Origin of the sequence: uncultured Phascolarctobacterium sp. (assembly GCF_902463975.1) — a bacterium.
Classification (GTDB): Bacteria; Bacillota; Negativicutes; order Acidaminococcales; family Acidaminococcaceae; genus Phascolarctobacterium_A.
In genome coordinates this window covers 12,991-34,860 of sequence record NZ_CABQHJ010000029.1, presented here as the reverse complement: position 1 = coordinate 34,860, position 21,870 = coordinate 12,991, and the positions used below count along the sequence as shown (strand labels likewise).

Sequence of the window (21,870 nt, the reverse complement as noted above, 5' to 3'; positions counted from 1 at the left end):
ATCTTTTATCCCGACGGGATTTATGCTACAATATAAGTTATGATAAATTATTTGGAGGCTATATTATGTTAGATTTAAAATTCGTCCGCGAAAATCCGAAGCTGGTCGAAGAGGCTGTAAAAAGCCGTAATGGCAGCCTTGATTTGACTGAATTCCTGGAATTGGATAAACAACGTCGTGAAATTACCCAACAGGTAGAAGCACTGAAGAAAGAACGCAACACTGCATCTCAAGAGATTGGCAAGCTGAAAAAGGCTGGTCAGGATGCTACTGAGCAGATGGCTGCGGTTCGTGCTCTCGGCGATAAAATTGCTGCAGATGACAAGGAACTGAAAGAGATTGAAGAAAAAATCAAAAGCATTCTGCTGACTATTCCTAACGTTCCTGCTGAAGATGTTCCCGTAGGCAAGGATGATAGCTGCAATCCGGTTATCCGCACCTGGGGCGAACCGACCAAATTTGATTTTGAACCTAAGGCTCACTGGGATATCGGTGAAAACCTGGGCATTCTGGATTTCGAACGTGGCGTTAAGGTCAGCGGTGCACGTTATGTATTCTATCGTGGCATGGGCTCCCGTCTGGAGCGTGCCGTTATTAACTTCTTCCTGGATGTACACACCAGAAAGCATGGTTATACCGAATTCTTCCCGCCGTTCATCGTTAACGGTGCAAGCATGCAGGGCACCGGCCAATTGCCGAAATTTGCCGAGGATATGTACAAGCTGGAAAACGGCGATATGTACCTGATTCCGACCGCAGAGGTTCCTGTAACCAACTATCATCGTGATGATATTCTGACCGGCGATGAACTGCCGCTGAAATATACCGCATACAGCGCTTGCTTCCGTGCAGAAGCCGGTGCTGCAGGCCGTGATACCCGTGGCCTGATCCGTATGCATCAGTTCAACAAGGTTGAGCTGGTTAAATTCACCAAACCGGAAGAATCCTGGGCTGAGCTGGATAAGCTGACTAATGATGCTGAAGAAGTTCTGCAATTATTGGGCCTGCCGTACCATGTTGTACGTTTGTGCACCGGTGACCTGGGCTTCAGCTCTGCTACCACCTATGACCTCGAAGTATGGCTGCCGGCAGCAAACTGCTACCGTGAAATTTCTTCCTGCTCCAACTTCCTGGACTTCCAGGCACGCCGTGCTAACATCCGCTTCCGTCGTGATGCAAAATCCAAACCGGAATTTGTACATACCCTTAACGGCAGTGGTGTAGCTGTTGGCCGTACCGTTGCCGCTATTCTGGAAAACTATCAGCAGGCTGATGGCAGCGTAGTTGTTCCTGAGGCTCTGCGTCCTTACATGGGCTGCGATGTAATTACCGCTCCGAAAAAATAAGCTGCGCAGATTCAGCTGAATAAAAATTAAGCGTTGAAATGCTACTTTATTGGCATTTCAACGCTTTTTGTTTTGTCTGCTGTATTCAGTAACTTTCAGTAACTTTTTGCTAGTTTAAAATATTTTATGGCGAAATTCTCTGTATTTTACAGTTAAAAATGTGCCAATCCGTGATTATTGGAAAATTTTCCTGTTCTCCTCGAAAAAATTCAATTTTTTGCCGTTTTCCTATTGTACTTTCAAATTATTGTGGTACAATCATAGAAGAAAAAATAAATGCAATAGCAAGGGGAGAGTGTTATGAGTAATAAAAAACATTTCCAAATAAGCCAACAGGCTGTAGAAAAATTAGCGGTACGTTTCGGTACGCCGCTGTTAGTACTTTCTCTTGATGAAATCAAAAAGAACTACAAGGTTTTGAAAAAATATATGCCGCGTGTCAAAATTCATTACGCGATTAAGGCTAATCCGCATCCGGAAATTTTGCGGGTGATGGCAGATATGGGCTCCTGCTTTGACGTAGCAAGCGACGGAGAAATCCGCACCCTGCATGATATGGGTGTGGATGGCGGTCGTCTGATTTACGCTAATCCTGTAAAGACAAGCGTAGGGCTGGAGGCCTGCCGCAGCTGTGGTGTACGCAATATGACCTTTGACAGCGCCAGTGAAATAGATAAAATAAAAAACCAGTGCCCGGATGCGACTGTACTGCTCAGACTGCGTATCGACAATTCCTCGGCACATGTTGATTTGAATAAAAAATTCGGTGCTGCACGTGAAAATGCGTTGGCTTTGATGCAGCAGGCTAAGGAAGCAGGTTTGGATATGGCCGGCATTGCCTTTCATGTAGGCAGCCAGACTGTCAGCGCTGACCCCTATCTGCATGCGCTGGATATTGCGCGTGAACTGTTTGAGGAGGCTGAGGCAGCCGGTCTGAAGCTGCGTGTGTTGGATATCGGCGGCGGCTTCCCTATTCCTGAGCCGAAGGTTAAATTCAATCTGCCGGAAATGCTGCGCCAGATTAATGCGCGTCTGGATGAGGATTTCGCCGACGCTGAAATCTGGGCCGAACCGGGCCGTTATATCTGCGGTACGGCGGTAAATCTGATTACCAGCGTCATCGGTGTTACCGAGCGCGGCGGTCAGCCATGGTACTTCCTCGATGAAGGCCTGTACGGAACATTCTCTGGCGTACTCTTTGACCAGTGGGATTTCAAGCTCATCAGTTTCCGTGAGGGTGATGAAAAGGTGGCAGCAACGTTCGCCGGACCGAGCTGTGATTCCCTGGATATTATGTTCCGCGGCCGCATGACGGTGCCGCTGCAGGTTGGCGATTTACTGCTGGTTCCCAGCTGCGGTGCCTATACCTCTGCCAGCGCAACTACCTTTAACGGCTTTAGCAAGGCTAAGTTCGTTATCTGGGAGCGCGTAAAGGCTGAGGTTGAGCCTGTTGTCGCTGTCGGACGTGTTGAGATGAATCAGTCTGTGGCGCAGGCTGTAAAATGAAAATATAGTTGTTACCGCATCAGCGTTTAGCGTTGGTGCGGTTTTTATATTTTAGGAAAAACGTGACAGATGAGGTATAAAAAATGTGGAAAAACGTTACAGAAAGCAATGATAAAATACGGAAAAACGTGACAAGATCAGGATTTTTTAGACACAGCGAGGGCAGTCTTAACGCTCATTTTACGCAAGTATGCTTTTTCTTACATTTCTCCCAACTTCACTTCTACCTGCAGTTCAGACAACAATGCCAGTAAATCGCCGAAAGTGAGCCAGACGGTGGCGGTATTATCGTTCGGATGAATACCGATGATGGCGGATGGCGGTAAGTTTTTGCTGCTGACGAAGATAACGCTTTTGCTTGTATCGTTCAATAGGCCGAAGGGTGAAACTAAGCCTGACTGCAGTTTGAGATATTTTTCCAGACGCTCTGCCGAAGCGAAGCTGAGGCGGGAGCTGCCTAATGAAGCAGCAAGCTGTTTTAAGTCAACAGGCGTAGCTGCGGGAACGGTCAGAAGAAAGTGCTGCTTACCGTTGCTGTTGCGTAAAAATAAATTTTTGCAGATAACGGCATCAGCAGGCATCTCCAGTGCATCAAGTTCTTCCATAGAATAAACAGGCCGGTGTTCCGTACAGGTAAACTGTATGTTTTTAGCGTTTAGCAAATCATAGATGTCATTCTTGGCGAAACTCATAGAGAATCTCCTTGCAATAATGTTTTGTATCGATGCATTTTATTATAAGTCAACTAAGGATTTACGGCAAGTTGCAGGCTGCCTAAAATATGGAGAAAGCTTGGCGTTCATGCTATAATAATAGCAAAGCGAAAGGCGGAAAAGATGATGCGAAAAGTTATAATATATATTTTGACGCTGCTGGCTTTGCTGGCAGCGGGCTGTGGCAGTGAGCAGCCGCAGCCTAAGGAGCTGCAGCTCTGCAGCAGTATGGGCACCAAGCTGACGGAGGTTATTGCCGACAGCTACAGCAAGGCTGCAGGTGTAAAAGTAAATATAAGCTATCTGCCCGGAGGTACGCAGCAGGAACGCTTGGATTACCTGCGCAAGCACAAATTCGATGTCTGGCTGGGCGGCACAAGCGAAGAGTATTTCATGGCAGATGAGCAGCACATCCTGCAGCCGTATATTGCCAAGGAAGCTTATAAGGTACCGGCAGAGCTGCGCAATCGTACAGGACAATGGACGAGTCTTTATCTGAGCTACATTGCTTTGCTGAGCAACAAAAATAATCTTCATGCTTACGGCTTATATGCACCGGAAACATGGGATGAGCTTTTAGTACCGCAGCTTAAGGATGAGCTGGCGATTGCCGATTTTGAATTGGGTGGAGCCAGCTACGGTATGATTACAAGTATCGTGCAGCTGCGCGGCAAGGAGCAGGCTATGGCTTATGCAGCCAAGTTCAATGCACAGCAGCCTGTTTATACTAAGGGGTTCGGTGAGGCTGTGGACCTTGTCTATATAGGCAAAAAGACGGTTGCCATAGTGCCGCTGGATTATGCTTTGCAGATGGAAGCACGTCATCGTCACCTGTTTGCAACAGTGGTGAAGGATGCCAACCGTACAATGCTTACCGGTGCAGCGATTATGCGCAGCGCAGAGCATCCAGAGCAGGCACGCGCTTTTTTGGATTATCTGATGAGTGATGCAGGTGTAGAGCTGTTACCTGCAAACGGTTATCATTATATCTGGCATGTAAAAAAATATCCCTATAATGACGGACGTAAGGAGCTTATAGGTAATGTCCGTGTCCCAGTAGATGATTTAAGCTGGACCTCGGTTTATAAGAGTGAGATTATCCGTCAGTGGCGCAGTGCTCTTTAACGGCATAAAAAAATTGGCGCTCTTACAGCGCCAATAAATTTTATAAAACCTTATGTTTTACATGGTCCAGTGCCTGGTCGAAAAGACTGAGCACGTGGCTGTCATCCAGAGAATAAATAACCTCTTTACCGTCCTTGGTAAATTTTACCAGGTTGGTGGCACGCAACAGACGCAGCTGATGCGAAATAGCGGAATGTGTCATGCCAAGTGCATCGGCAATGCAGGTAACGCACATCTCCTGGTGTGCTAACAGGGAGAGAATGCGGATACGAGTGGGGTCGCTGAGGACTTTAAAAATATCAGCCATGGGCTGGATATATTTTTCGTCATCATTGCCAGGAAGCGGCAAGTTATGAGTGTGGACGTGTGTCATTTTATCACCTACTTTACTTTTTATTGTTTAGACGCAGTCCTTTGTTGAAAAAGAATGCGAGTACTGCGTAATAAAAGAAGCCTCCGGTTGGAGTCTTGCTGATAAACCAGGTCGGGAAAAGGAAAAAGCTTACGCTGAGGAAAAGCAGCTGCGGTAAGCAGCTGAAAAGACAGCTGATACCCTCCTCCTGCCATTTGCTTTTGATGTGCAACGCACTGAAGACGCTGTAGCGTGAGGCAAAAACGCCGAAGCAGATGCCGCTGAAGGCATAGAGAAGGAAGTTGACAATTTCACCGAAGTTCATGTTACTTATCCTCTTTACTACTGAGTTGTTTGAAAAAACCGGTCTTGAGCAACAGACAGGCAATAATACTGCCGCCGATGGTGCTTACTAAAAACGGCGGGATGAAGAACCAGGCTACAGCATTGCTGCCTAAAAGCAGTGTGGTCATAATCCAGGCGACGAAACCACCGATGATGCCGGTACCGAATATTTCGCCAGCCATAGCCGCTGTCAGTGTTTTGTAACGGCTGTAGGCCAGTCCGGCGAGGGCTGCACCAATCATACTACCGGGAAAGGCTAAAAGTGAGCCTGTGCCCAGCATGTTGCGCAGACAGGCAATGATAAAGCCGATTGCAACGGCGTAATCTGGTCCTAAAAGGACTGCACCCATAACATTGATGGCGTGTTGCACAGGGAAGCATTTGGAGACACCTGCCGGGATATATATTAAATGTGCGCTCAGTGTGCCGATGGCAATTAAAAGCGCTGCGGATGTCAGCTTACGAGTTTGCATATAAAAACCTCCATATGAAAGTTGTGTATGGCTAACAATGATATAACTATATTATAGCATTTAAATAGGTGCTTTGTGAACATATCTGAATAAATTCATAAGAAAATTTTTGTGGAATATAAAAGCTATAAAGCAGAACAGGAGTGATAAAGTTGGCTTTGTTAGAAGGTATTAAGGTTATTGATTTTTCCAAGTGGCTGCCGGGACAATATTGTGGTATGTTGTTGGGTGATTACGGTGCGGATGTTATCAAGATTGAGGATTTGCAGGGTGATGCGACACGTCGCTTTTGGCCTGAAAAAACTAAAGGCATGAGCTACTGGCATCTGATGCTGAACCGCAATAAGCGAGGCGTTGCCCTGAATCTTAAAAAGGACGGCGGACGTGATTTGCTGCTGAAGCTGCTGCAGGAGGCCGATGTTTTTCTGGAAGGCTTCCGTCCGGGATATCTGGCGCGCTATGGCCTTGATTATGACAGTGTGCATAAAATTAATCCGCGTCTGGTGTACTGCTCAATTACCGGCTTCGGCCAAGAATCGCATAAGCCGGCACACGACCTGAACGTTGTCGGTCTGGCTGGCCTCAATAATCTTGATGATATTGGCAGAGCCTGCGTATCTGAGGTGCAGGTGAGCGCGATTGGCAGTGGTTTAAATGCTTTAAGTGCGATTTCGATGGCGTTGCTGGCACGCGAACGTACCGGCAAAGGACAGTGGCTTGATGTCAATTTGTATGCTACGGCACTGTCAATGCAGGTGACGGGCCTCAGTGCTTTGTGGGGCTGCAGGGAAACAGGTGAAAAGCCCTTTGGTCGTATAGCGCATTACTATAATATTTATCGTACCGCAGATGGCAGATATCTGACAGTCGGTACTATCGAGCCTAAGTTTTGGCAACGCTTTTGCGATTTAATTGAATGTCCGGAGCTGGAAAAACGCCAATATGATTTTGCTCATGAGGAGGAGCTGCAGCAGCTGGTGGCTGCTAAAATTGCTGCTAAAACCCAACAGCAATGGTTGAATTTAATCGGTGGCGCAGAATTTTGCGTAACGCCCGTATGCAGTCTGGAGGAAGCGTTGGACAGTGAGCTGACGGCGCAGGAGCATATCCTGCAGGAAGCAGACAGTGACTTGGGGAATTTGCAGTATATCGGCGGTCCGGTGAAGTTCAGTGAGGCTGCAAGCAGCATCCGCATGAGAGCACCTAAGCTCGGCGAACATACGCTGGATATTTTGCAGAAACTGGGATATAATGATAATGAAATCAGCGCTTTGCATGAAGAGGGCGCAATCTAGAATTTTTTGATTGTAGTGTGTTTATGAAGCAGGAGGCCAATATGAGGAAGATAGTAAAGCTTTTTATGACATTTGTTTTTGCCTGCTGCCTGTTTGTAGGCGTTAACCCTGCAGAGGCGGGCTTAATCAGCAGAGAGCAGGAAATTGAAATGGGACAGCAGACAGCGCAACAGCTGGAGGCTCAATATGGTGTTTCGCAGGATTATGCGCTGCAGGAAAGAGTTAACCGCATCGGGCAAAGGCTGGCTAAGGTTTGCGGACGTGATGACATCACCTTTTCCTTTAAGGTGCTCAATAACAATGAGGTCAATGCCTTAGCCTGCCCCGGCGGCTTTGTTTATGTGTATAAGGGACTGATTGACTACATGCCGACAGACATGGAGTTGGCCGGTGTTCTTGGCCATGAGGTGGGACACGTAGCCAAAAAGCATACGGTAAATGCGATTGAAAAGCAGATGTGGACCTCGCTGATTCTGCTAGCTGCCACCCGCGGACAGGGCATGGGCCTTGTGCAGGCAGCACAGCAGGCGTTGTTTGCCGGTTACAGCCGTACAGACGAACGCGGTGCCGATAAGGAAGGCGTAAAGAACAGCATTGCAGCAGGCTATAATCCTTACAGCATGCTGATTACCGTGTGGAAGCTGGATGATTTGTCCAAGCAGGGCGGCGGCGCCAATTACGGTCTGTTCAGCAGCCATCCCGAGCCGGAGGAGCGTGTAAAACGCGTTATGAAGCAGCTTAAGGAATATAACATTCATCCCGATGTTGTTGTTAAAGACGATGACCATGCGACTGTTACCGAGGGTAACTGGAGCTTTAACGTAAGTCAGAGTATTGGTAATACCAAGGGTAAATATCGTGCCTATATGCTCGCAGGCGGCTTGTGGAACGTGCGTCAGCGCGGACCTGTAAACTCCAACCATTTTGTGGTTTATGACAACGGCAGTACGGCAGATATCTATTATGACGATATCCAGGTTTTCCGTCTGTATACTCAGGATGCAGGTGCTTTTGGCAGTGCCGGCGCTTATGCAGCAGCCTGTGCTGATATGCTGCGTGATTGGGCACAGATAGCTAATGCTAATGATGCTAAAGCTAAGAGCAGCACCAAAAAGAAATAAGCAGATTCGGGCAACAAATAAAGCCATACCCTGCTAAGCAATTTGCTTAGCGAGGTATGGCTTTTTAGTGTGCGTTAATGCATGGGAGGTGTTTTTTACAGTACCTTTTGCAGCAGATTCAGCACGTTTTTATGGGTAATTTTTTCAACGGTGCTGGCGCTGTATTTTTTAGAAAGATATTCATAAACTGCACTGTAATCCTGCACGCCGTGGAGGTTGTAGGGCGGATGGCTGATGCCGTCAAAGTCACTGCCGAAGCCGATATGGTCATCATTACCCATGAGGTTCAGCATGTAATCGATATGGCGGTAAATACTTTCGATGCAGGCATCGTTGTAATCATGTTCCAGGAACTGGCCGGCAAAGGTAACACCAATCAGGCCGTCATTTTCTTTAATTGCCAGAATCTGCTTGTCATCCAGGTTACGCGGATGCGGGCAAAGAGCCTTGGCATTGGAATGAGTTGCAATAATGGGCTTGCTGCTGGTCTCGATAACATCCCAGAAGCCTGCGGGTGCGATGTGGGAAACGTCAACCAGCATACCGAGCTTGTTCATTTCGGCAACTACTTGGCGGCCGAAGACGGTGAGACCGCCGCCGCTGCTTTCTTCGTTGACACCGTCAGCTATATCGTTGCGGTTGCTCCAGGTGAGTGTCATAGCGCGCACGCCTAAGGCGTAGAGGCAACGCAGTGCTTCCAGACTGCCGTCGATAGCGCCGCCCTCTTCAATGGCGAGCAGAGTTGCAGCCTTGTGGTTGAGCACATCGGCAGCATCCTCTTTCGTGAGCACCTGCAGCACGTCGATACCGTCTGCGTGAAGCTTCTTTACTTCCTGCAGGTATTTGTCAAGCAGCTGCAGGGTGTAGCGCAGGCCGCCGTAATAACGGAATTCGTGTGTGGGTACGAAGATAGCACAGAATTGCAGACCGCCGCCGAGAGCGATTTGACGCTGAATGTCAAAATGCTGGTCATTTGCATAAAGGCTGGTGCCTTTCTTATATAATTCGGTAAGGGTATCGCAGTGACAATCACAGATAAACATAGAGAAAACTCCTTTCAGAATTTATTAAACCCCCGCGTTTCCCGAACGTGGAACAGCGGGGGTTATAATACTGTAAATTTTTACTTAACAGTTAAAGGTACTTGCTTCTTACCAACCGGTGTAGTAGTAGAAGAAGGTCATACCGATGGTAACGATCATAGCGCCGGCCATGGGGATTGCAGTACGTTTTACCAGATCAAAGGAGGAAACGCCACCCATACCGGAGGATACTACGATAACTGCGGTAATCGGGGAGCAGTTACGCATGATAGAAGCTGCAAAGTGCATCGGCAGCAGCATCAGTACCGGGTGTAGGCCGCTGTGCGCTGCAACTGCCGGAGTAAGTGCGGCGAATGCGAAGAAGGGAGCATTGCCGCTGCCCATAACAATTGCGGATACAGCGATAATTGCTACCATAACCAGCATCATAGCCATCGGGCCGAAGCCTAAGTTTTTACTGCCGTCGATAAGAGTGGTGATAGCACCCATGGATACGAGGCCCTTAGCAAAGGTCTGACCTGCAACAACCAGGGTAATAACGTTAGCCATCTGCATGCCTAAGCCATCGAAGAAGGTCTGAATATCGCCCAGAACCTTATGGCCGTCACGCCAACGGGCGTATTCGCAAATAACACCGATAGTCAGGCCGATAAACATAGCCATAACGATATTCATCTTAATAGTGGTAATCCAGAGAGAGCTGAAGGAAAGAATCAATGCCAGAGGAATTACCGGCAGGATAGCGTACCACATCGGTGCATTATCTGCTTCTTCTTCAATTTTTTCAACCTGCATCGGCTGCACGATATGGCCGTCGCGTTTATCCATATATTTTTGAGTCAGGTAATGCAGAACGCCTACAACTACAAAGGCTACAGCAACGATAGGAACCTGATAATGGCTCCAGTAAACTACAGGGTCAACGCCTGCGGTTTCGGCGGAGAGGATGGTACCGGTATCACTGGGGCTCCAGTCGAAGCAGAGAGTGGTTGCTACAGCAGCGGTTGCGGACAGACGGCTTACGCCCAAGCCTAACAGAATGGGGAACATAGTTACCATCAGCAGCATTGCCAGACCGGAGGCACTGTTGATGCACAGTCCAATGAGCATACCGATAATCCAGGTGCCGCTCATAACCAGATAGGGGGATTTTAAAGCTATCAACGGTTTGATGGTTAAACGTACTAAAGAGCGGGAAGCGCCGATTTTATCCATATATTTAGCAAAAGCGCCTACAGACATAATGTTCAGACCGAGCTTGCCGACATTAGAGCTGAAGGTTGCGCGGATAAATTCAAAGGCATCGAAAATTACGGAGCCTGTTGTAGCCTTAGCTCCTAAAATCTGGCTGTAACCCAGCATAGCAGCGATATACATCATGATAATACCGCCCATGAAGAGCACAGGCTGTGGTTTGTACTTTTTGTAAATCAAATAGCCAACCCAAAACGTTATAATTGCAGAAATAACAATACCCAATTTTCATCATCCCTTTCTCTTATAAATTTATTTTACAAAAATTTAGGCAATTCCATTATAGCATAACTTTGTTGCATTAAGCAATAAAAAAACCTGCAATATTCCCCGCGAAGGGGACAGAATGCAGGTTTTTTTAGTTAATTATTAATAAATGTCAATCTTCTAAAGACAAAACGCGTAAAACATGTTGGATATAAATAGCCTGAATAGCTTTGGAACGGCCAAGACCGCACAGATGACCGGTTGTTTTGATGCCTAAAGCTTCAATCTGAGTCTTCCAGCTGTCTTCCTCATCGCTGTACATATCGTTGTTGGCGTGATCACCGGCAACAACCATCAGGGGATACATATGTACATGCTTGTATTTGCGCTCCTGCAGCTTTTCGAGAACCGCTTCAAAATTAGGAGTATCCTCTTCTTCTACGGTTCCTACAATAACAGGGAATTTCATAGAATCAAAGATTTCCTGCAGCTTAACATAGGTATAGCCATGTGCTTTGTTATTGTTGCGCGGAGTACCGTGGCCCATCAGGACTACGCCTTCGCCCGGCGCTAAGGGAGGAACCTGAACGGCAATAGCTGCCGCTGCCAGCTTATAGTCCTCCTCGTTAACAATGAGAGGCTGGCTGATAATAATCTTTTGAAATTTAGCGGTAAATTTATCCTTGAGGCTGAGAATCTTCTGTTCGAATTCTTCGCCGTGCAGCAGATGTGTCGGCTGCAATACTACCTCTTCGTAGCCTGCGTCTGCCAACTTTTGCAGCACTGTTTCCGTATCGTCGATTTTAATACCGCGTTCAGCCAGACGTTTGCGGATAATTACGGAGGTAAAGGCACGGTACTGGTCATAGGCAGGGAAGGCTGCGGCGAGTGCCTGCTCAATGCCGCCGATATCGTGGGTTCTGGTTTCGTCGAAGGTGGAGCCGAAGCTGATAACCACCAGAGCTTTTTTGCTATCCATTTATAGCACCTCTTCTTCCTGAATTAATTTATATTATAAAAATACTCTCCGCCCAGACAAGCGGACGGAGAGTAAAAAGGTGTGAAAGAAATGAATTACTTGGTCAGTAAATTATTTAGCTTCCAGAGCATCCCAAGAATCGTTTGCTCTTTCAACGAACAGTTTTTGTACTGCTGCGTTTTCGCCCAAACCATGGATGTAGGTGGAAACCTTGAAGCCTTCAGCTTCAAGTTGAGATTTAAAGGAATCGGGCTCGTCACCGGCCATATCGTTATTAGCATGGTCGCCTGCAACCATCATCAGCGGCATCAGAGTTACGTTCTTAATGCCTTTAGCTTTCAGTTGCGGAGTAACGGTGTCCAGATGCGGCCAGCCTTCTACGGAGAAGATGTAAGCGTTGGTGTAGCCAAGCTCATTCAGACGGTCTTGCATTACTGCATAGTAAGCATTGGACGGATGCGGAGTACCATGAGCCATGATCAGAACAGCATCTTTTTTGCCGAGTTTCGGGAATTGAGTAGAAACTGCTTTCATGGTTTCGGTAATATCGTCAGCTTGGCCTTCCTGACCTTGCCAGTACATCAGCGGAGTACCGAAGGTCATTTTCTTGAAGTCGTTTTTGTGCAGGTTATAAACTGCATCTTTGTATGCATATTCCATGCCCGGAATAATATCCAGAGAGGTCAGAGCAACACGGGTGTAACCTTCAGCTTTCAGTTGAGCCAGAGCTTGTTCAGGTGTCGGGATGGTGAGACCTTCATGAGCTTTGATACGGTCAATAATAATATGAGAGGTGAAAGCGGTAACTACTTTTACACCGGGATGAGCAGCTTTAATAGCGTCTACAGTTGCTTCAATAGTTTTAGCACGGCTGTCTTTAAAGGTGGTACCGAAGCTCATAACAACGATAGCGTCTTTGTCAGGCAGGTTTGCCAGAGCAGGATTTACATTGGTTTTAACGCCGATTTGGGATGCCATAAGCAGAGCCGGGGTAGCGTCTTTAACTTCGTCGTTCAGTTGGTATGCGGCATGGCTGGTAGCAGCAAAGCCTAAGAGGGCAGCGCAAGTCATAGATGCAACAGCAAATTTTTTCAGACTTTTCATTTTGAAAGCACTCCTTTGAAATTCATAATCATCAAAAATAGTAGAAGGTTATTTTATAAACCTTACTTCTCTGTATTATATCACTTATAGTTGAGATGTCAACAAAAATAATAAGAATTGCTATTATGAAGTTATAATAAAAAAACAGACTGCTGTTATCAGCAGTCTGTTGCAGGATTATTTCCTGAAGATTTTTTTAAAGCAGTCCTTTAGGGAACGATTGAGCATACCGTTCGCCGGGTCGTTTTCGTATTCGCGGTTGCGGCTGTCGCTGAAGGAGGCCACAAGCGTGCCGTCTTCCATATCATAGAAGTTATAAATCAGGCTTAGCTGCGCATACGGATGAAAGCTTTCCGGTACCCAGCGCTGCCGGATAACATCCTCCGTCCAGTAGTGGCGCTTGCCGTCTTTGTCATAATAGTAATGTGTTTCCTGAGTAGTGTAATCTTCAAAATGACCGGGAACGGCAACTACACTGTAGCCGCAATGATTAACAGTAATGCGCATTTCTAAATCTCGGGGCGCAAAGGCTTTACGGCCGGTATTATTATCATTGTGATACTCAGGCAGCGGATTTTGCGTTTCATCTGTAGCAATCAGCTTTTGTTTGCCTACAGCCTGTAAAACAGCGGCAAGTACTTTGGTTTCGACGTTTTCGTCAGATTTGAAGCTGCGTGAGGGTTCGCCTTCAAGATTATCAATTCTGGTAATATGAATTTCTTTGACTGTACGCAGATTGTAATCAGGATGCTTATATGGCTGATTTGCGAAGCAGGAAACGCTGACGCAGAGCAGCATAATGAATGTAAGCAGAAACAAAACTGTTTTTTTCATAGCAGACCTCTCGAAAGTTTACAGTCAATTAATCCTTCAGCATGCCCTTAATGCCTGCAAAGGTTTCCGGGCTGATAATATGCTCGATGCGGCAGGCATCCTTTTCCGCAATTTCCTCGTCCACGCCTAAAATCTCGTTGATGAAACGGGTGAGGGTTACGTGACGGTCGTAGACGGCAGCAGCTTTTTTCTGACCGTCTTTGGTAAGCAGGATGCGTCCGTCCGGCTCCATGATAATATAGTTATCACGTTTAAGAATGCTCATAGCGCGGCTGACGCTGGCTTTTGTAAAATTCATTTCTTCCGCAATGTCGATAGAACGTACGCTGCCATTGCGTTTGGTCAGAACTAAGATAGTTTCCAAGTAATTTTCTCCGGATTCCAGCAGTGACATTTTTATAACCTCCATCAGTATCAGATGTAATATTTCGATTACTACTATTTTAACACATTTAATTCTTAACGTCACTAGCAGAGATAGTGTATAATAAAAAACAAACAAAATAGTCAGATGAGTAAGCTGTGGCTATCTTAAATAGATAATCAGAAACGGAAAGAGGTAGTGATATGTTAAAATTTATGCAGGAAACACTTAGTGTATGGGAGCTTCTGCGACGGACAAAAAAACCGATAGTGCTTTACGGAATGGGCAACGGAGCCGATAAAATTATTGACTGGTGCGAAGCAAACGGAGTGCAGGTGCAGGGCGTGTTTGCCAGTGACGAGTTCGTTCGCAGACAGCAGTTCCGCGGCTTTACGGTGGAACGCTATGATGCGCTGCGCGCACGTCTGGGCAATGACCTTTTGGTTGTTATCGCCTTTGCCAGCGAAAGACCGGAGGTGCTGGAGCGCTTTGCGCAGTTGGCTGCCGAGCAGGAGGTTGTGGCACCGCATCTGCCGCTTTTTGACGAGGAAGAAACTGTAAGCGCAGCCTGGCTACAGCGTTACGAAGAGCAGTTGGCGTATGTTTACGACAGACTTGCGGATGAACAGTCGCGCAGAGTTTTTGCAGATACGCTTAACTATAAGCTCAGCGGTAAGATAAGTTATCTTTTTGACTGCGAAACGCAGCGGGAGGAGGATATCAGAACGTTGCTTGCGCCGACAGCCGAAGAAGTATATATGGATCTTGGTGCCTATAACGGTGACACCATCCAGGAGCTGGGACGCCTGACTGACTGGCAATGGCGCGAGGTGCTGGCGGTAGAGCCGGACCGCCGTAACTGCCGAAAGCTGCGTCTGCTGGCTGACGAGCTGGCGGAGAAGGGGCTTACTGTCGAGGTACACGAGGCAGGCATCTGGAGCGAGCAGGGAGAGCTGGGCTTCAGCGACAGCGGCGGCAGGCAGTCAACGTTTATCGGTGCGGAGAAGAAAACAGTGCCGGTGACGACGATTGATGATGTAGCGGCGGGACGCCTGATGACAATGATCAAAATGGATGTCGAGGGGGCTGAGGTGCAGGCTATTGCCGGCGGCAGGCAGACCATCGGCGAATGTAAGCCGAAGCTGTTTGTCGCGGCCTATCATTATGATGTTGATTTATTCCGTCTGCCGCTGCTTTTGTGGGAGCTGGTGTCGGAGTATAAGATTTATTTGCGTAAGCATCCTTATGTCCCTGCATGGGAATTGAATTTTATTTGTATCGGGAAATAGCGGGACAATAAAAGTCCATATAGGACAAAAAACGTCAAATGTAATATGGTGGTGGAATGTCCACTTTATAAATGTCAAAGTGACACAAAAAGTCAAATATTTATAAAATTAGTGTAAAGTGTAAGCAGGTAAAAAACGGCCTGCAGCGAATTTATCAAATATGGGTGTAGAATGGAACACGCTAAAATATAATTTTCAACGACGATGCAAAAAAGGAGTGTATGTGAATGAAAAAATCTAAATGGATGCTTGGTGCAGCAGCAATGTTGGCTTTATCTGTAGCTCTGGCAGGCTGCGGCGGTGACAAAAAAGCAGACGACAAGGCTGCAGGCGTAAAAGGCAGTCTGATGGTTTATACATCTATTTATCCTGATATTATCGACAATATGTGCAAACCTAGCGTTGCAAAGGCTTTTCCGGATATGAAGGTTAACTGGTTCCAGGGCGGTACCGAAAAAGTTATCACCAAGATTACCGGCGAAATCAAAGCTAAAAAAATTGCTGCAGACGTTCTGATGGTTGCGGATCCGTCCTACTATCTGAAGCTCAATGAGCAAGGCTTGCTGTTACCTTATAAATCCAAAGAAGATGCTAATGTTATCAGCGATAAAGCTGCTGACGGCTCTTGGTATGCAGTTCGTGTTTGCAACATGATTATTGCTTACAATGGCAACAAGCTGAAACCGGAAGAAGCTCCGAAAAACTGGACTGATCTGACAGATCCGAAATGGAAAGGCAAAATCGCTATGCCTAACCCGATGCTGTCCGGTACTGCTTATGTAGCAGTTGGCGCTCTGGCTGACAAATATGGCTGGGAATACTTCGACAAGCTGAAAGCTAACGGCCTGCGCGTTGAAGAAGGCAACTCCGCTATTCAGAACAAGCTGCTGACCGGCGAATATGCTGCAGCTATGATTCTGGAAGAAAACATCCTGAAACTGGCTAACACCAAGAAAGAGCCGCTGAAAGTTATTTATCCGACTGATGGCGTTATCAACATTCCTTCCCCGATTGCAATCTTCAAGGATACCAAGAATCCTGATGGTGCAAAGGCTTTGGTTGACTGGTGGCTGTCCAAAGAAGGTCAGCAGGCAGTTGTTAAGGGCTGGATGCACTCCGTTCGTGGCGACGTAAAAGCTCCTACCGGTGCTGAAGATACTAAGAAACTGGTTGAAGGCAGAATTAAAGTTGATTGGCAGAAGCTGGCTAACAACAATGCTCAAATCAAAGAAGAATTCCGTAAGAGAGTTATGGATAAATAATGCGTTGCTAAGTTAAATTATAGCGGAAACAGGGAGACCTTTCAGGCCATCCCTGTTTTCTGCTCAATAAAGAGGGGCCGAAAGACTGCTTTTGGTATTACTCTGAGGTATCAAAAAAGGAGAAAGAAGCGTTCTATGTCAAGAATAAACAGTAAATTTATTGTTATCGCTATCTCCGTGCTGTTGCTTTTATACTTTGTTATCTTCCCGATGGGAATTCTGCTGTATGACAGCATCATGCTGGATGGCGCAATTAACTTGGAAAACTATCGCAATGTATATAGTCAGGATGTCAACTGGCGTGCGTTGACGAATACAATCGAGCTGTCTTTGGGCGTTATGATTGTCAGTGTGCTGATTACCTTCCCGCTGGCTTGGCTGGTTGGCCGTACTGATATGCCCGGCAAAAAAATCTACCGTACTCTGCTGGTATCCAGCTACATGATTCCGCCGTATGTAGGCGCTATTGCCTGGGTACAGCTGCTGAACCCCAGTGTAGGTTATCTGAACGAGATTCTTAAATTTGTCTTTGGTCTGGAAACAGCACCCTTTGACATTTATACTATGGCCGGCTTAGGCTGGGTACTGACTCTGTTCTACTCTCCCTTTGCTTTCATCACCATTTCCCGTGCTATGGAGAAAATGGATCCGACTCTGGAGGAGGCTGCGCGTGTCAGCGGCGCTTCTCCAATGCGTACCGTTTTTGATGTAACCCTGCCGCTGATGGCTCCGTCCATTCTGGCAGGCGGCCTGCTGGTATTTATTGCTGCCGGCAGCTGCTTCGGTATTCCTGCTATCGTAGGTATGCCGGGCAACATTGAAGTAATGACCACGCGTATCGTAACCTATATTTACATGGGCGATACTGCGGGCGTACGTGATGCTACTGCTTTGGCTGCTTCCCTGATGTTCCTTGCTAACATCCTGCTGTTCGGTATGACCTGGATGGTTGGCAAAAAGGATTACACCACTATCAGCGGTAAGAGCACCCGTCCGAACATTGTTGAGCTGGGCAAATGGAAATGGCCCTGCTTCTGCCTGGTTGGCGCTTACAGCATGATTTCCATTATCATTCCGCTGGGATCTATCGTGCTTACCAGCTTGATTATCACCCTGTCTAAGCCGATTGGTCTGGACAACCTGGGCTTTGATGCCTGGATTCCTGTTATCACCAGCTCCCAGTACATGGAAAGCGTTTGGAATTCTGTTGTTTACGCTGTTATTGCTGCCTGCATCGGCACACTTATTTCCATCTTTATTGCATATCTTGCAGTTAAAACCAGAATCAAAGGCCGCAGCCTGCCGGATCTGCTGGTAGTTATCGGTGGCAGTACCCCGTCCATCGTTATTGCGCTGGCTTTGATTATTACCTTCAGCGGTAATTTTGGCTTGAACCTGTATTCCACGATGTGGATTATGGTAGTTGCTTATCTGGTAAAATACATGACGATGTCTGTGCGTACCATCGCCGCTTCGCTGAGCCAGGTGCACATCTCTCTGGAGGAGGCTGCACTGAATTCCGGCGCCAGCTGGCTGCGCTGCTGCAAGGATATCATCATGCCGCTTATTGCACCGTCTATAGTTGCCGGCTGGTTCCTGATTTTCATGCCGTCCTTCTACGAGCTGACTATGTCCTTGCTCCTGTACGGCAGTGATACTAAGACCATCGGCGTATTGCTGTATGAACTGCAGACCTATGCAGATACGCAGAACGCTTCTGTGCTTTCTGTAATCATTCTGCTGATTGTTTTGATTGGTAACCTGATTCTGAATAAGGTTTCCAAGGGTAACGTAGGTATTTAATTAAAGGAGTGTAATAAATGGCTGAGGTAAGAATTGAGCATGTATTTAAACGTTTCGGCGCTGTAACTGCCGTAAACGATTTCGATTTAGTTGTAAAGGATGGCGAATTTGTTTCCATCCTCGGTCCTTCCGGTTGCGGTAAAACCACTACCCTGCGCATGATTGCAGGCTTTGAGCGTGCTACTGAAGGTGAAATTTATATCGGCGACCACTGCGTAAGCTCTTCTGTTAAGGGCAGCTTCGCTCCGCCGGAAAAACGTGATATCGGCATGGTATTCCAGTCCTATGCAGTTTGGCCGCATATGACTGTTGCCGAAAACGTAGGCTATCCGCTGAAAATTCAAAAGGTAGATAAAAAGGAACGCGAAGAACGCGTACAGAAGATGCTGGAGCTGGTTCATCTGGGTGAATACAGCAAGCGTTATCCGCATCAGCTGTCCGGCGGTCAGCAACAGCGTGTAGCCTTGGCGCGTGCCCTAGTAGCACAGCCAGGCCTGCTGCTTTTGGACGAGCCTTTGTCTAACCTGGATGCTAAGCTGCGTGAATCCATGCGCTTTGAAATCCTTGCTATTCAAAAAGAACTGGGCATTACTGTTGTATACGTAACTCATGATCAGGGCGAAGCAATGGCAATGAGCGACCGCGTAGTTGTTATGAGTGCCGGCGTTGTACAGCAAATCGGCGCACCGCACGAAATTTATACCAAGCCTGCCAACAAAATGGTTGCGGACTTCATCGGTCTGGTTAACTTTATTGATGGCGAGGTTAAGGGTGACAGAGTATTCATTAAGGGCAGCAGCGTTTCCTTCCCGAATACCGCTAAGGTTAGCGGCGATGCAACAATTGCCGTACGTCCTGAGAATATTACCATGTCCCTCAGCGGCGGCTTGGTTGAAGGTCAGGTAACTCACCGCTTCTACCTGGGCGATGCAGTTGACTATCGTGTAAATGTTCACGGCCATGACATCCGCGTTATCGTTAAGGGCGCAGACATTGATGCGATTCCTGACGGTTCCAAGGTATACCTGGACTTTGACAGAGTAATGGTTTTTGACAGAAACTAAGCTGAAAATACAAGACGGAGATAACGGATTAAATTACTGTTATCTCCGTCTTTTTTTGTGTAAAAAACATAAAAAAACGGCAGTTAGCTATTGACAACTCGCCTGAATCGTAGTATAGTGGTCTTAAACAGGAACAATAATATAAATATGCGTCCAAAACGCAAAAAGTTCCGTCGCAAAAGCCGAAGAGCTAAATGAGGGTTTTATGAATTTAATTGAAGGTCTTACTAATTTTAACTTAACAAAGCAGGAAGCAACGCTGTATGTGCTGCTGCTGAAGTCCGGTCAGATGACCGGCTACGAAGCAGCTAAGCAGACCGGCATTTCGCGCTCTAACACCTACACTGCGCTGGCAGGACTGGTGGATAAGGGAGCAGCGTATGTGCTGGAGGAGGGCAAGGTAACGCGCTATACTCCGGTGCCTGCTGCCGAGTTTTGCAGCAACAAAATCAGTTGCCTGGAGGAGATAAAAAAAGATATACTCCAGCAGCTGCCGGTGCTGAATAATGATCCTGAGGGGTATATCACCATTAAGGGTGCGCAAGAGATTATAAATAAACTGCGCAATACCGTGCGTCAGGCACAGGCAAGAATTTATCTGTCGGCTAACAGCAGAATGCTGGAGTTGCTGCTGCCGGAGCTGCAGGTTGCTTTACAGCGAGGCTTGAAGGTAGTAGTTATCGGCGATAAAAGCTTTTCTTTGCCGGGAGCAATCTGCTACGGAACAAATAAGCAAAGCGAGCAGATTCGTCTGATTGCCGATTCACACACCGTTTTGACAGGAGATTTACAGGATGATGAGGATTCAACCTGTTTGTATTCCTGCAAACGCAATTTAGTTGATTTATTTAAGGAAGCGCTGCAGAATGAAATTGCGCTGATTAAATTACAGAAAGGTGATATAAATGTCTAAGAAAATTCCGTTTGTTACTAAAGAACAATTAGAAAAAATCGTTTCCCAATATCCTACTCCGTTCCATCTGTATGATGAGGCCGGCATCCGTCGCACCGCGCGTCTGGTGAACAAGGCCTTTTCCTGGAATAAGGGTTTTAAAGAATATTTCGCAGTAAAGGCTACTCCTAACCCCTATCTGCTGCAGATTTTGCGCGAAGAGGGCTGCGGTGCCGACTGTTCCTCCTATACCGAGCTGCAGATGAGCGATGCCGTAGGCTTTAAGGAGAGCGAGATTATGTTCTCCTCCAATGCAACTCCGGCAGAGGATTTTAAGCTGGCTCGTAAATTGAATGTAACCATCAATCTGGATGATATTACTCATATTGACTTTTTGGAGAAGGTTGCCGATATTCCAGAAACCGTCTGCTGCCGTTACAATCCCGGCGGACATTTTGCCATTGCCAACAACATTATGGATAACCCCGGCGATGCAAAATACGGTATGACTCATGAGCAGATTATTGAGGCTTATAAAATCCTCAAGAGCAAGGGCGTAAAGAATTTCGGTATTCATGCCTTCCTGGCTTCTAATACCGTTACCAACGAATACTATCCGGAGCTGGCACGTATTCTGTTTGAGCTGGCAGTTGAGCTGAAGGAAAAAACCGGCGCGCATATCTCCTTTATCAACCTCAGCGGTGGTATCGGCATTGCCTATAAGCCTGAGCAGCAGGATAACGATGTACTGGCAATCGGCGAAGGCGTGCGCAAGGTGTTTGAAGAGGTGCTTGTACCTGCAGGCATGGGCGATGTTAAGCTGTTCACCGAGCTTGGCCGTTACATGCTGGCACCGAATGGCGCTCTGGTAACTACCGCTATCCACCAAAAGCATATCTACAAAGAATATATCGGTTGTGATGCCTGCGCTGCTAACCTGATGCGTCCCGCTATTTATGGTTCCTATCATCATATTACCGTTATGGGCAAGGAAAACGCTCCCTGCGACCATAAGTATGATGTAACCGGCGGCCTGTGCGAGAACAACGATAAATTTGCCGTAGACAGAATGCTGCCGGAAATTAATATCGGTGACTTGCTCTTTATTCATGATGCCGGCGCACATGGCTTCTCCATGGGCTATAACTATAACGGCAAGCTGCGCAGTGCTGAGCTGCTGCTGCAGGAGGACGGCAGTGTTAAAATGATTCGTCGTGCGGAAACCCCGGCAGATTATTTTGCTACCTTCGATTTCGGCGAGTACGGACCGAAGCTGGCAGAAGAAGCAAAAATTAAAATGTAAAAAACAACGCTTAGTGACGTTGTTTCACGAGGACTGAGGCCTGAGCGCTTCAGTCCTTTGTTATTGTGTGATATAAGCACTTGCCTGAAAGCTGCTTTTGATTTAAAATATATAGTGAATTGTCGGAAGCTTTAGGCAATAATGCTTCCGAAAAAATTATCAGGCTGTGAGGGAATGCAGCTGAATTTTGGAGGAT

Annotated in this window: 21 protein-coding genes; 11 read left to right on the top strand and 10 right to left on the bottom strand. The window is 46.9% G+C overall.

Annotation, left to right across the window (positions count from 1 at the left end; translation table 11 throughout):
• Window positions 1-65 precede the first annotated feature (65 nt).
• On the top strand, window positions 66-1,346 hold the full coding sequence (gene serS / locus RDW05_RS09045) for a serine--tRNA ligase (RefSeq protein WP_304258218.1): 1,281 nt from the start codon (window positions 66-68) through the stop codon (window positions 1,344-1,346).
• 300 nt (window positions 1,347-1,646) lie between these two features.
• On the top strand, window positions 1,647-2,852 hold the full coding sequence (locus tag RDW05_RS09040; RefSeq protein ID WP_307978747.1) for a type III PLP-dependent enzyme: 1,206 nt from the start codon (window positions 1,647-1,649) through the stop codon (window positions 2,850-2,852).
• Window positions 2,853-3,052: 200 nt separating this feature from the next.
• On the opposite strand, the gene RDW05_RS09035 is transcribed toward RDW05_RS09040, so the two are convergent.
• Window positions 3,053-3,544: a prolyl-tRNA synthetase associated domain-containing protein gene (locus RDW05_RS09035; protein ID WP_307978746.1), complete on the bottom strand. Its 492-nt coding sequence runs from the start codon at window positions 3,542-3,544 to the stop codon at window positions 3,053-3,055.
• 144 nt (window positions 3,545-3,688) lie between these two features.
• Here RDW05_RS09035 and RDW05_RS09030 point away from each other — a divergent pair, with 144 nt between their 5' ends.
• On the top strand, window positions 3,689-4,690 hold the full coding sequence (locus tag RDW05_RS09030) for an extracellular solute-binding protein (RefSeq protein ID WP_307978745.1): 1,002 nt from the start codon (window positions 3,689-3,691) through the stop codon (window positions 4,688-4,690).
• 40 nt (window positions 4,691-4,730) lie between these two features.
• On the opposite strand, the gene RDW05_RS09025 is transcribed toward RDW05_RS09030, so the two are convergent.
• Genes RDW05_RS09025 through thiW form a run of 3 tightly spaced genes read right to left on the bottom strand, consistent with a single transcriptional unit; the run spans window position 4,731 to window position 5,860 of the window.
• The gene (locus RDW05_RS09025) at window positions 4,731-5,063 is read right to left on the bottom strand and encodes a helix-turn-helix transcriptional regulator (protein WP_021719194.1); all 333 of its coding nucleotides are present in this window, start codon (window positions 5,061-5,063) and stop codon (window positions 4,731-4,733) included.
• Between the two features lie 13 nt (window positions 5,064-5,076).
• Complete coding sequence (locus RDW05_RS09020; protein ID WP_304239133.1) at window positions 5,077-5,367, bottom strand: hypothetical protein; 291 nt, start codon at window positions 5,365-5,367, stop codon at window positions 5,077-5,079.
• A 1-nt stretch (window position 5,368) separates the two neighbouring features.
• Window positions 5,369-5,860: an energy coupling factor transporter S component ThiW gene (gene thiW / locus RDW05_RS09015; RefSeq protein ID WP_307978744.1), complete on the bottom strand. Its 492-nt coding sequence runs from the start codon at window positions 5,858-5,860 to the stop codon at window positions 5,369-5,371.
• 152 nt (window positions 5,861-6,012) lie between these two features.
• Here thiW and RDW05_RS09010 point away from each other — a divergent pair, with 152 nt between their 5' ends.
• Both RDW05_RS09010 and RDW05_RS09005 read left to right on the top strand, forming a co-directional pair.
• Window positions 6,013-7,155, top strand: coding sequence for a CoA transferase (locus RDW05_RS09010; protein ID WP_307978743.1), 1,143 nt, complete (start codon window positions 6,013-6,015; stop codon window positions 7,153-7,155).
• Between the two features lie 41 nt (window positions 7,156-7,196).
• Window positions 7,197-8,276 (top strand): M48 family metallopeptidase, encoded by a 1,080-nt coding sequence (locus RDW05_RS09005; protein ID WP_293722535.1) that lies wholly within the window; start codon window positions 7,197-7,199, stop codon window positions 8,274-8,276.
• Window positions 8,277-8,371: 95 nt separating this feature from the next.
• Here the strand turns inward: RDW05_RS09005 and RDW05_RS09000 are convergent, their stop codons facing one another.
• The 6 genes from RDW05_RS09000 to RDW05_RS08975 all read right to left on the bottom strand — a co-directional run bounded on the left by RDW05_RS09000 (window position 8,372) and on the right by RDW05_RS08975 (window position 14,085).
• Window positions 8,372-9,319, bottom strand: coding sequence for a dipeptidase (locus RDW05_RS09000; RefSeq protein WP_298884586.1), 948 nt, complete (start codon window positions 9,317-9,319; stop codon window positions 8,372-8,374).
• A gap of 108 nt (window positions 9,320-9,427) precedes the next feature.
• A complete protein-coding gene (dcuC, locus tag RDW05_RS08995) occupies window positions 9,428-10,798 on the bottom strand; it encodes a C4-dicarboxylate transporter DcuC (protein WP_307978742.1) in 1,371 nt (456 codons plus the stop codon).
• Between the two features lie 154 nt (window positions 10,799-10,952).
• The gene (locus RDW05_RS08990) at window positions 10,953-11,759 is read right to left on the bottom strand and encodes a sirohydrochlorin cobaltochelatase (protein ID WP_293722526.1); all 807 of its coding nucleotides are present in this window, start codon (window positions 11,757-11,759) and stop codon (window positions 10,953-10,955) included.
• A 111-nt stretch (window positions 11,760-11,870) separates the two neighbouring features.
• Window positions 11,871-12,863 (bottom strand): sirohydrochlorin cobaltochelatase, encoded by a 993-nt coding sequence (locus RDW05_RS08985; protein ID WP_210685337.1) that lies wholly within the window; start codon window positions 12,861-12,863, stop codon window positions 11,871-11,873.
• Window positions 12,864-13,040: 177 nt separating this feature from the next.
• On the bottom strand, window positions 13,041-13,697 hold the full coding sequence (locus tag RDW05_RS08980; RefSeq protein ID WP_307978741.1) for a hypothetical protein: 657 nt from the start codon (window positions 13,695-13,697) through the stop codon (window positions 13,041-13,043).
• 28 nt (window positions 13,698-13,725) lie between these two features.
• The gene (locus tag RDW05_RS08975) at window positions 13,726-14,085 is read right to left on the bottom strand and encodes a metal-dependent transcriptional regulator (RefSeq protein WP_366914991.1); all 360 of its coding nucleotides are present in this window, start codon (window positions 14,083-14,085) and stop codon (window positions 13,726-13,728) included.
• A gap of 179 nt (window positions 14,086-14,264) precedes the next feature.
• Here RDW05_RS08975 and RDW05_RS08970 point away from each other — a divergent pair, with 179 nt between their 5' ends.
• The 6 genes from RDW05_RS08970 (at window position 14,265) to RDW05_RS08945 (ending at window position 21,674) form a co-directional block, all read left to right on the top strand.
• Window positions 14,265-15,350, top strand: coding sequence for an FkbM family methyltransferase (locus RDW05_RS08970; RefSeq protein WP_307978739.1), 1,086 nt, complete (start codon window positions 14,265-14,267; stop codon window positions 15,348-15,350).
• 227 nt (window positions 15,351-15,577) lie between these two features.
• Window positions 15,578-16,612, top strand: coding sequence for an ABC transporter substrate-binding protein (locus RDW05_RS08965; protein WP_307978738.1), 1,035 nt, complete (start codon window positions 15,578-15,580; stop codon window positions 16,610-16,612).
• Between the two features lie 135 nt (window positions 16,613-16,747).
• Entirely contained in the window at window positions 16,748-18,415 is a 1,668-nt protein-coding gene (locus tag RDW05_RS08960) for an iron ABC transporter permease (RefSeq protein ID WP_210685342.1), read from the top strand.
• A gap of 17 nt (window positions 18,416-18,432) precedes the next feature.
• On the top strand, window positions 18,433-19,479 hold the full coding sequence (locus RDW05_RS08955; RefSeq protein ID WP_307978737.1) for an ABC transporter ATP-binding protein: 1,047 nt from the start codon (window positions 18,433-18,435) through the stop codon (window positions 19,477-19,479).
• A 205-nt stretch (window positions 19,480-19,684) separates the two neighbouring features.
• Window positions 19,685-20,392: a helix-turn-helix domain-containing protein gene (locus RDW05_RS08950; RefSeq protein ID WP_307978736.1), complete on the top strand. Its 708-nt coding sequence runs from the start codon at window positions 19,685-19,687 to the stop codon at window positions 20,390-20,392.
• Window positions 20,385-21,674: a diaminopimelate decarboxylase gene (locus RDW05_RS08945; RefSeq protein WP_210685345.1), complete on the top strand. Its 1,290-nt coding sequence runs from the start codon at window positions 20,385-20,387 to the stop codon at window positions 21,672-21,674. Before RDW05_RS08950 ends, RDW05_RS08945 begins: the two co-directional genes overlap by 8 nt.
• The last annotated feature ends 196 nt before the right edge of the window (window positions 21,675-21,870 follow it).

Coding starts and splice junctions, on each gene's coding strand:
- serS (WP_304258218.1), top strand. CDS start 66: ATGTTAGATTTAAAATTCGTCCGCGAAAATCCGAAGCTGGTCGAAGAG.
- RDW05_RS09040 (WP_307978747.1), top strand. CDS start 1,647: ATGAGTAATAAAAAACATTTCCAAATAAGCCAACAGGCTGTAGAAAAA.
- RDW05_RS09035 (WP_307978746.1), bottom strand. CDS start 3,544: ATGAGTTTCGCCAAGAATGACATCTATGATTTGCTAAACGCTAAAAAC.
- RDW05_RS09030 (WP_307978745.1), top strand. CDS start 3,689: ATGATGCGAAAAGTTATAATATATATTTTGACGCTGCTGGCTTTGCTG.
- RDW05_RS09025 (WP_021719194.1), bottom strand. CDS start 5,063: ATGACACACGTCCACACTCATAACTTGCCGCTTCCTGGCAATGATGAC.
- RDW05_RS09020 (WP_304239133.1), bottom strand. CDS start 5,367: ATGAACTTCGGTGAAATTGTCAACTTCCTTCTCTATGCCTTCAGCGGC.
- thiW (WP_307978744.1), bottom strand. CDS start 5,860: ATGCAAACTCGTAAGCTGACATCCGCAGCGCTTTTAATTGCCATCGGC.
- RDW05_RS09005 (WP_293722535.1), top strand. CDS start 7,197: ATGAGGAAGATAGTAAAGCTTTTTATGACATTTGTTTTTGCCTGCTGC.
- RDW05_RS09000 (WP_298884586.1), bottom strand. CDS start 9,319: ATGTTTATCTGTGATTGTCACTGCGATACCCTTACCGAATTATATAAG.
- RDW05_RS08990 (WP_293722526.1), bottom strand. CDS start 11,759: ATGGATAGCAAAAAAGCTCTGGTGGTTATCAGCTTCGGCTCCACCTTC.
- RDW05_RS08985 (WP_210685337.1), bottom strand. CDS start 12,863: ATGAAAAGTCTGAAAAAATTTGCTGTTGCATCTATGACTTGCGCTGCC.
- RDW05_RS08980 (WP_307978741.1), bottom strand. CDS start 13,697: ATGAAAAAAACAGTTTTGTTTCTGCTTACATTCATTATGCTGCTCTGC.
- RDW05_RS08970 (WP_307978739.1), top strand. CDS start 14,265: ATGTTAAAATTTATGCAGGAAACACTTAGTGTATGGGAGCTTCTGCGA.
- RDW05_RS08965 (WP_307978738.1), top strand. CDS start 15,578: ATGAAAAAATCTAAATGGATGCTTGGTGCAGCAGCAATGTTGGCTTTA.
- RDW05_RS08960 (WP_210685342.1), top strand. CDS start 16,748: ATGTCAAGAATAAACAGTAAATTTATTGTTATCGCTATCTCCGTGCTG.
- RDW05_RS08955 (WP_307978737.1), top strand. CDS start 18,433: ATGGCTGAGGTAAGAATTGAGCATGTATTTAAACGTTTCGGCGCTGTA.
- RDW05_RS08950 (WP_307978736.1), top strand. CDS start 19,685: ATGAATTTAATTGAAGGTCTTACTAATTTTAACTTAACAAAGCAGGAA.
- RDW05_RS08945 (WP_210685345.1), top strand. CDS start 20,385: ATGTCTAAGAAAATTCCGTTTGTTACTAAAGAACAATTAGAAAAAATC.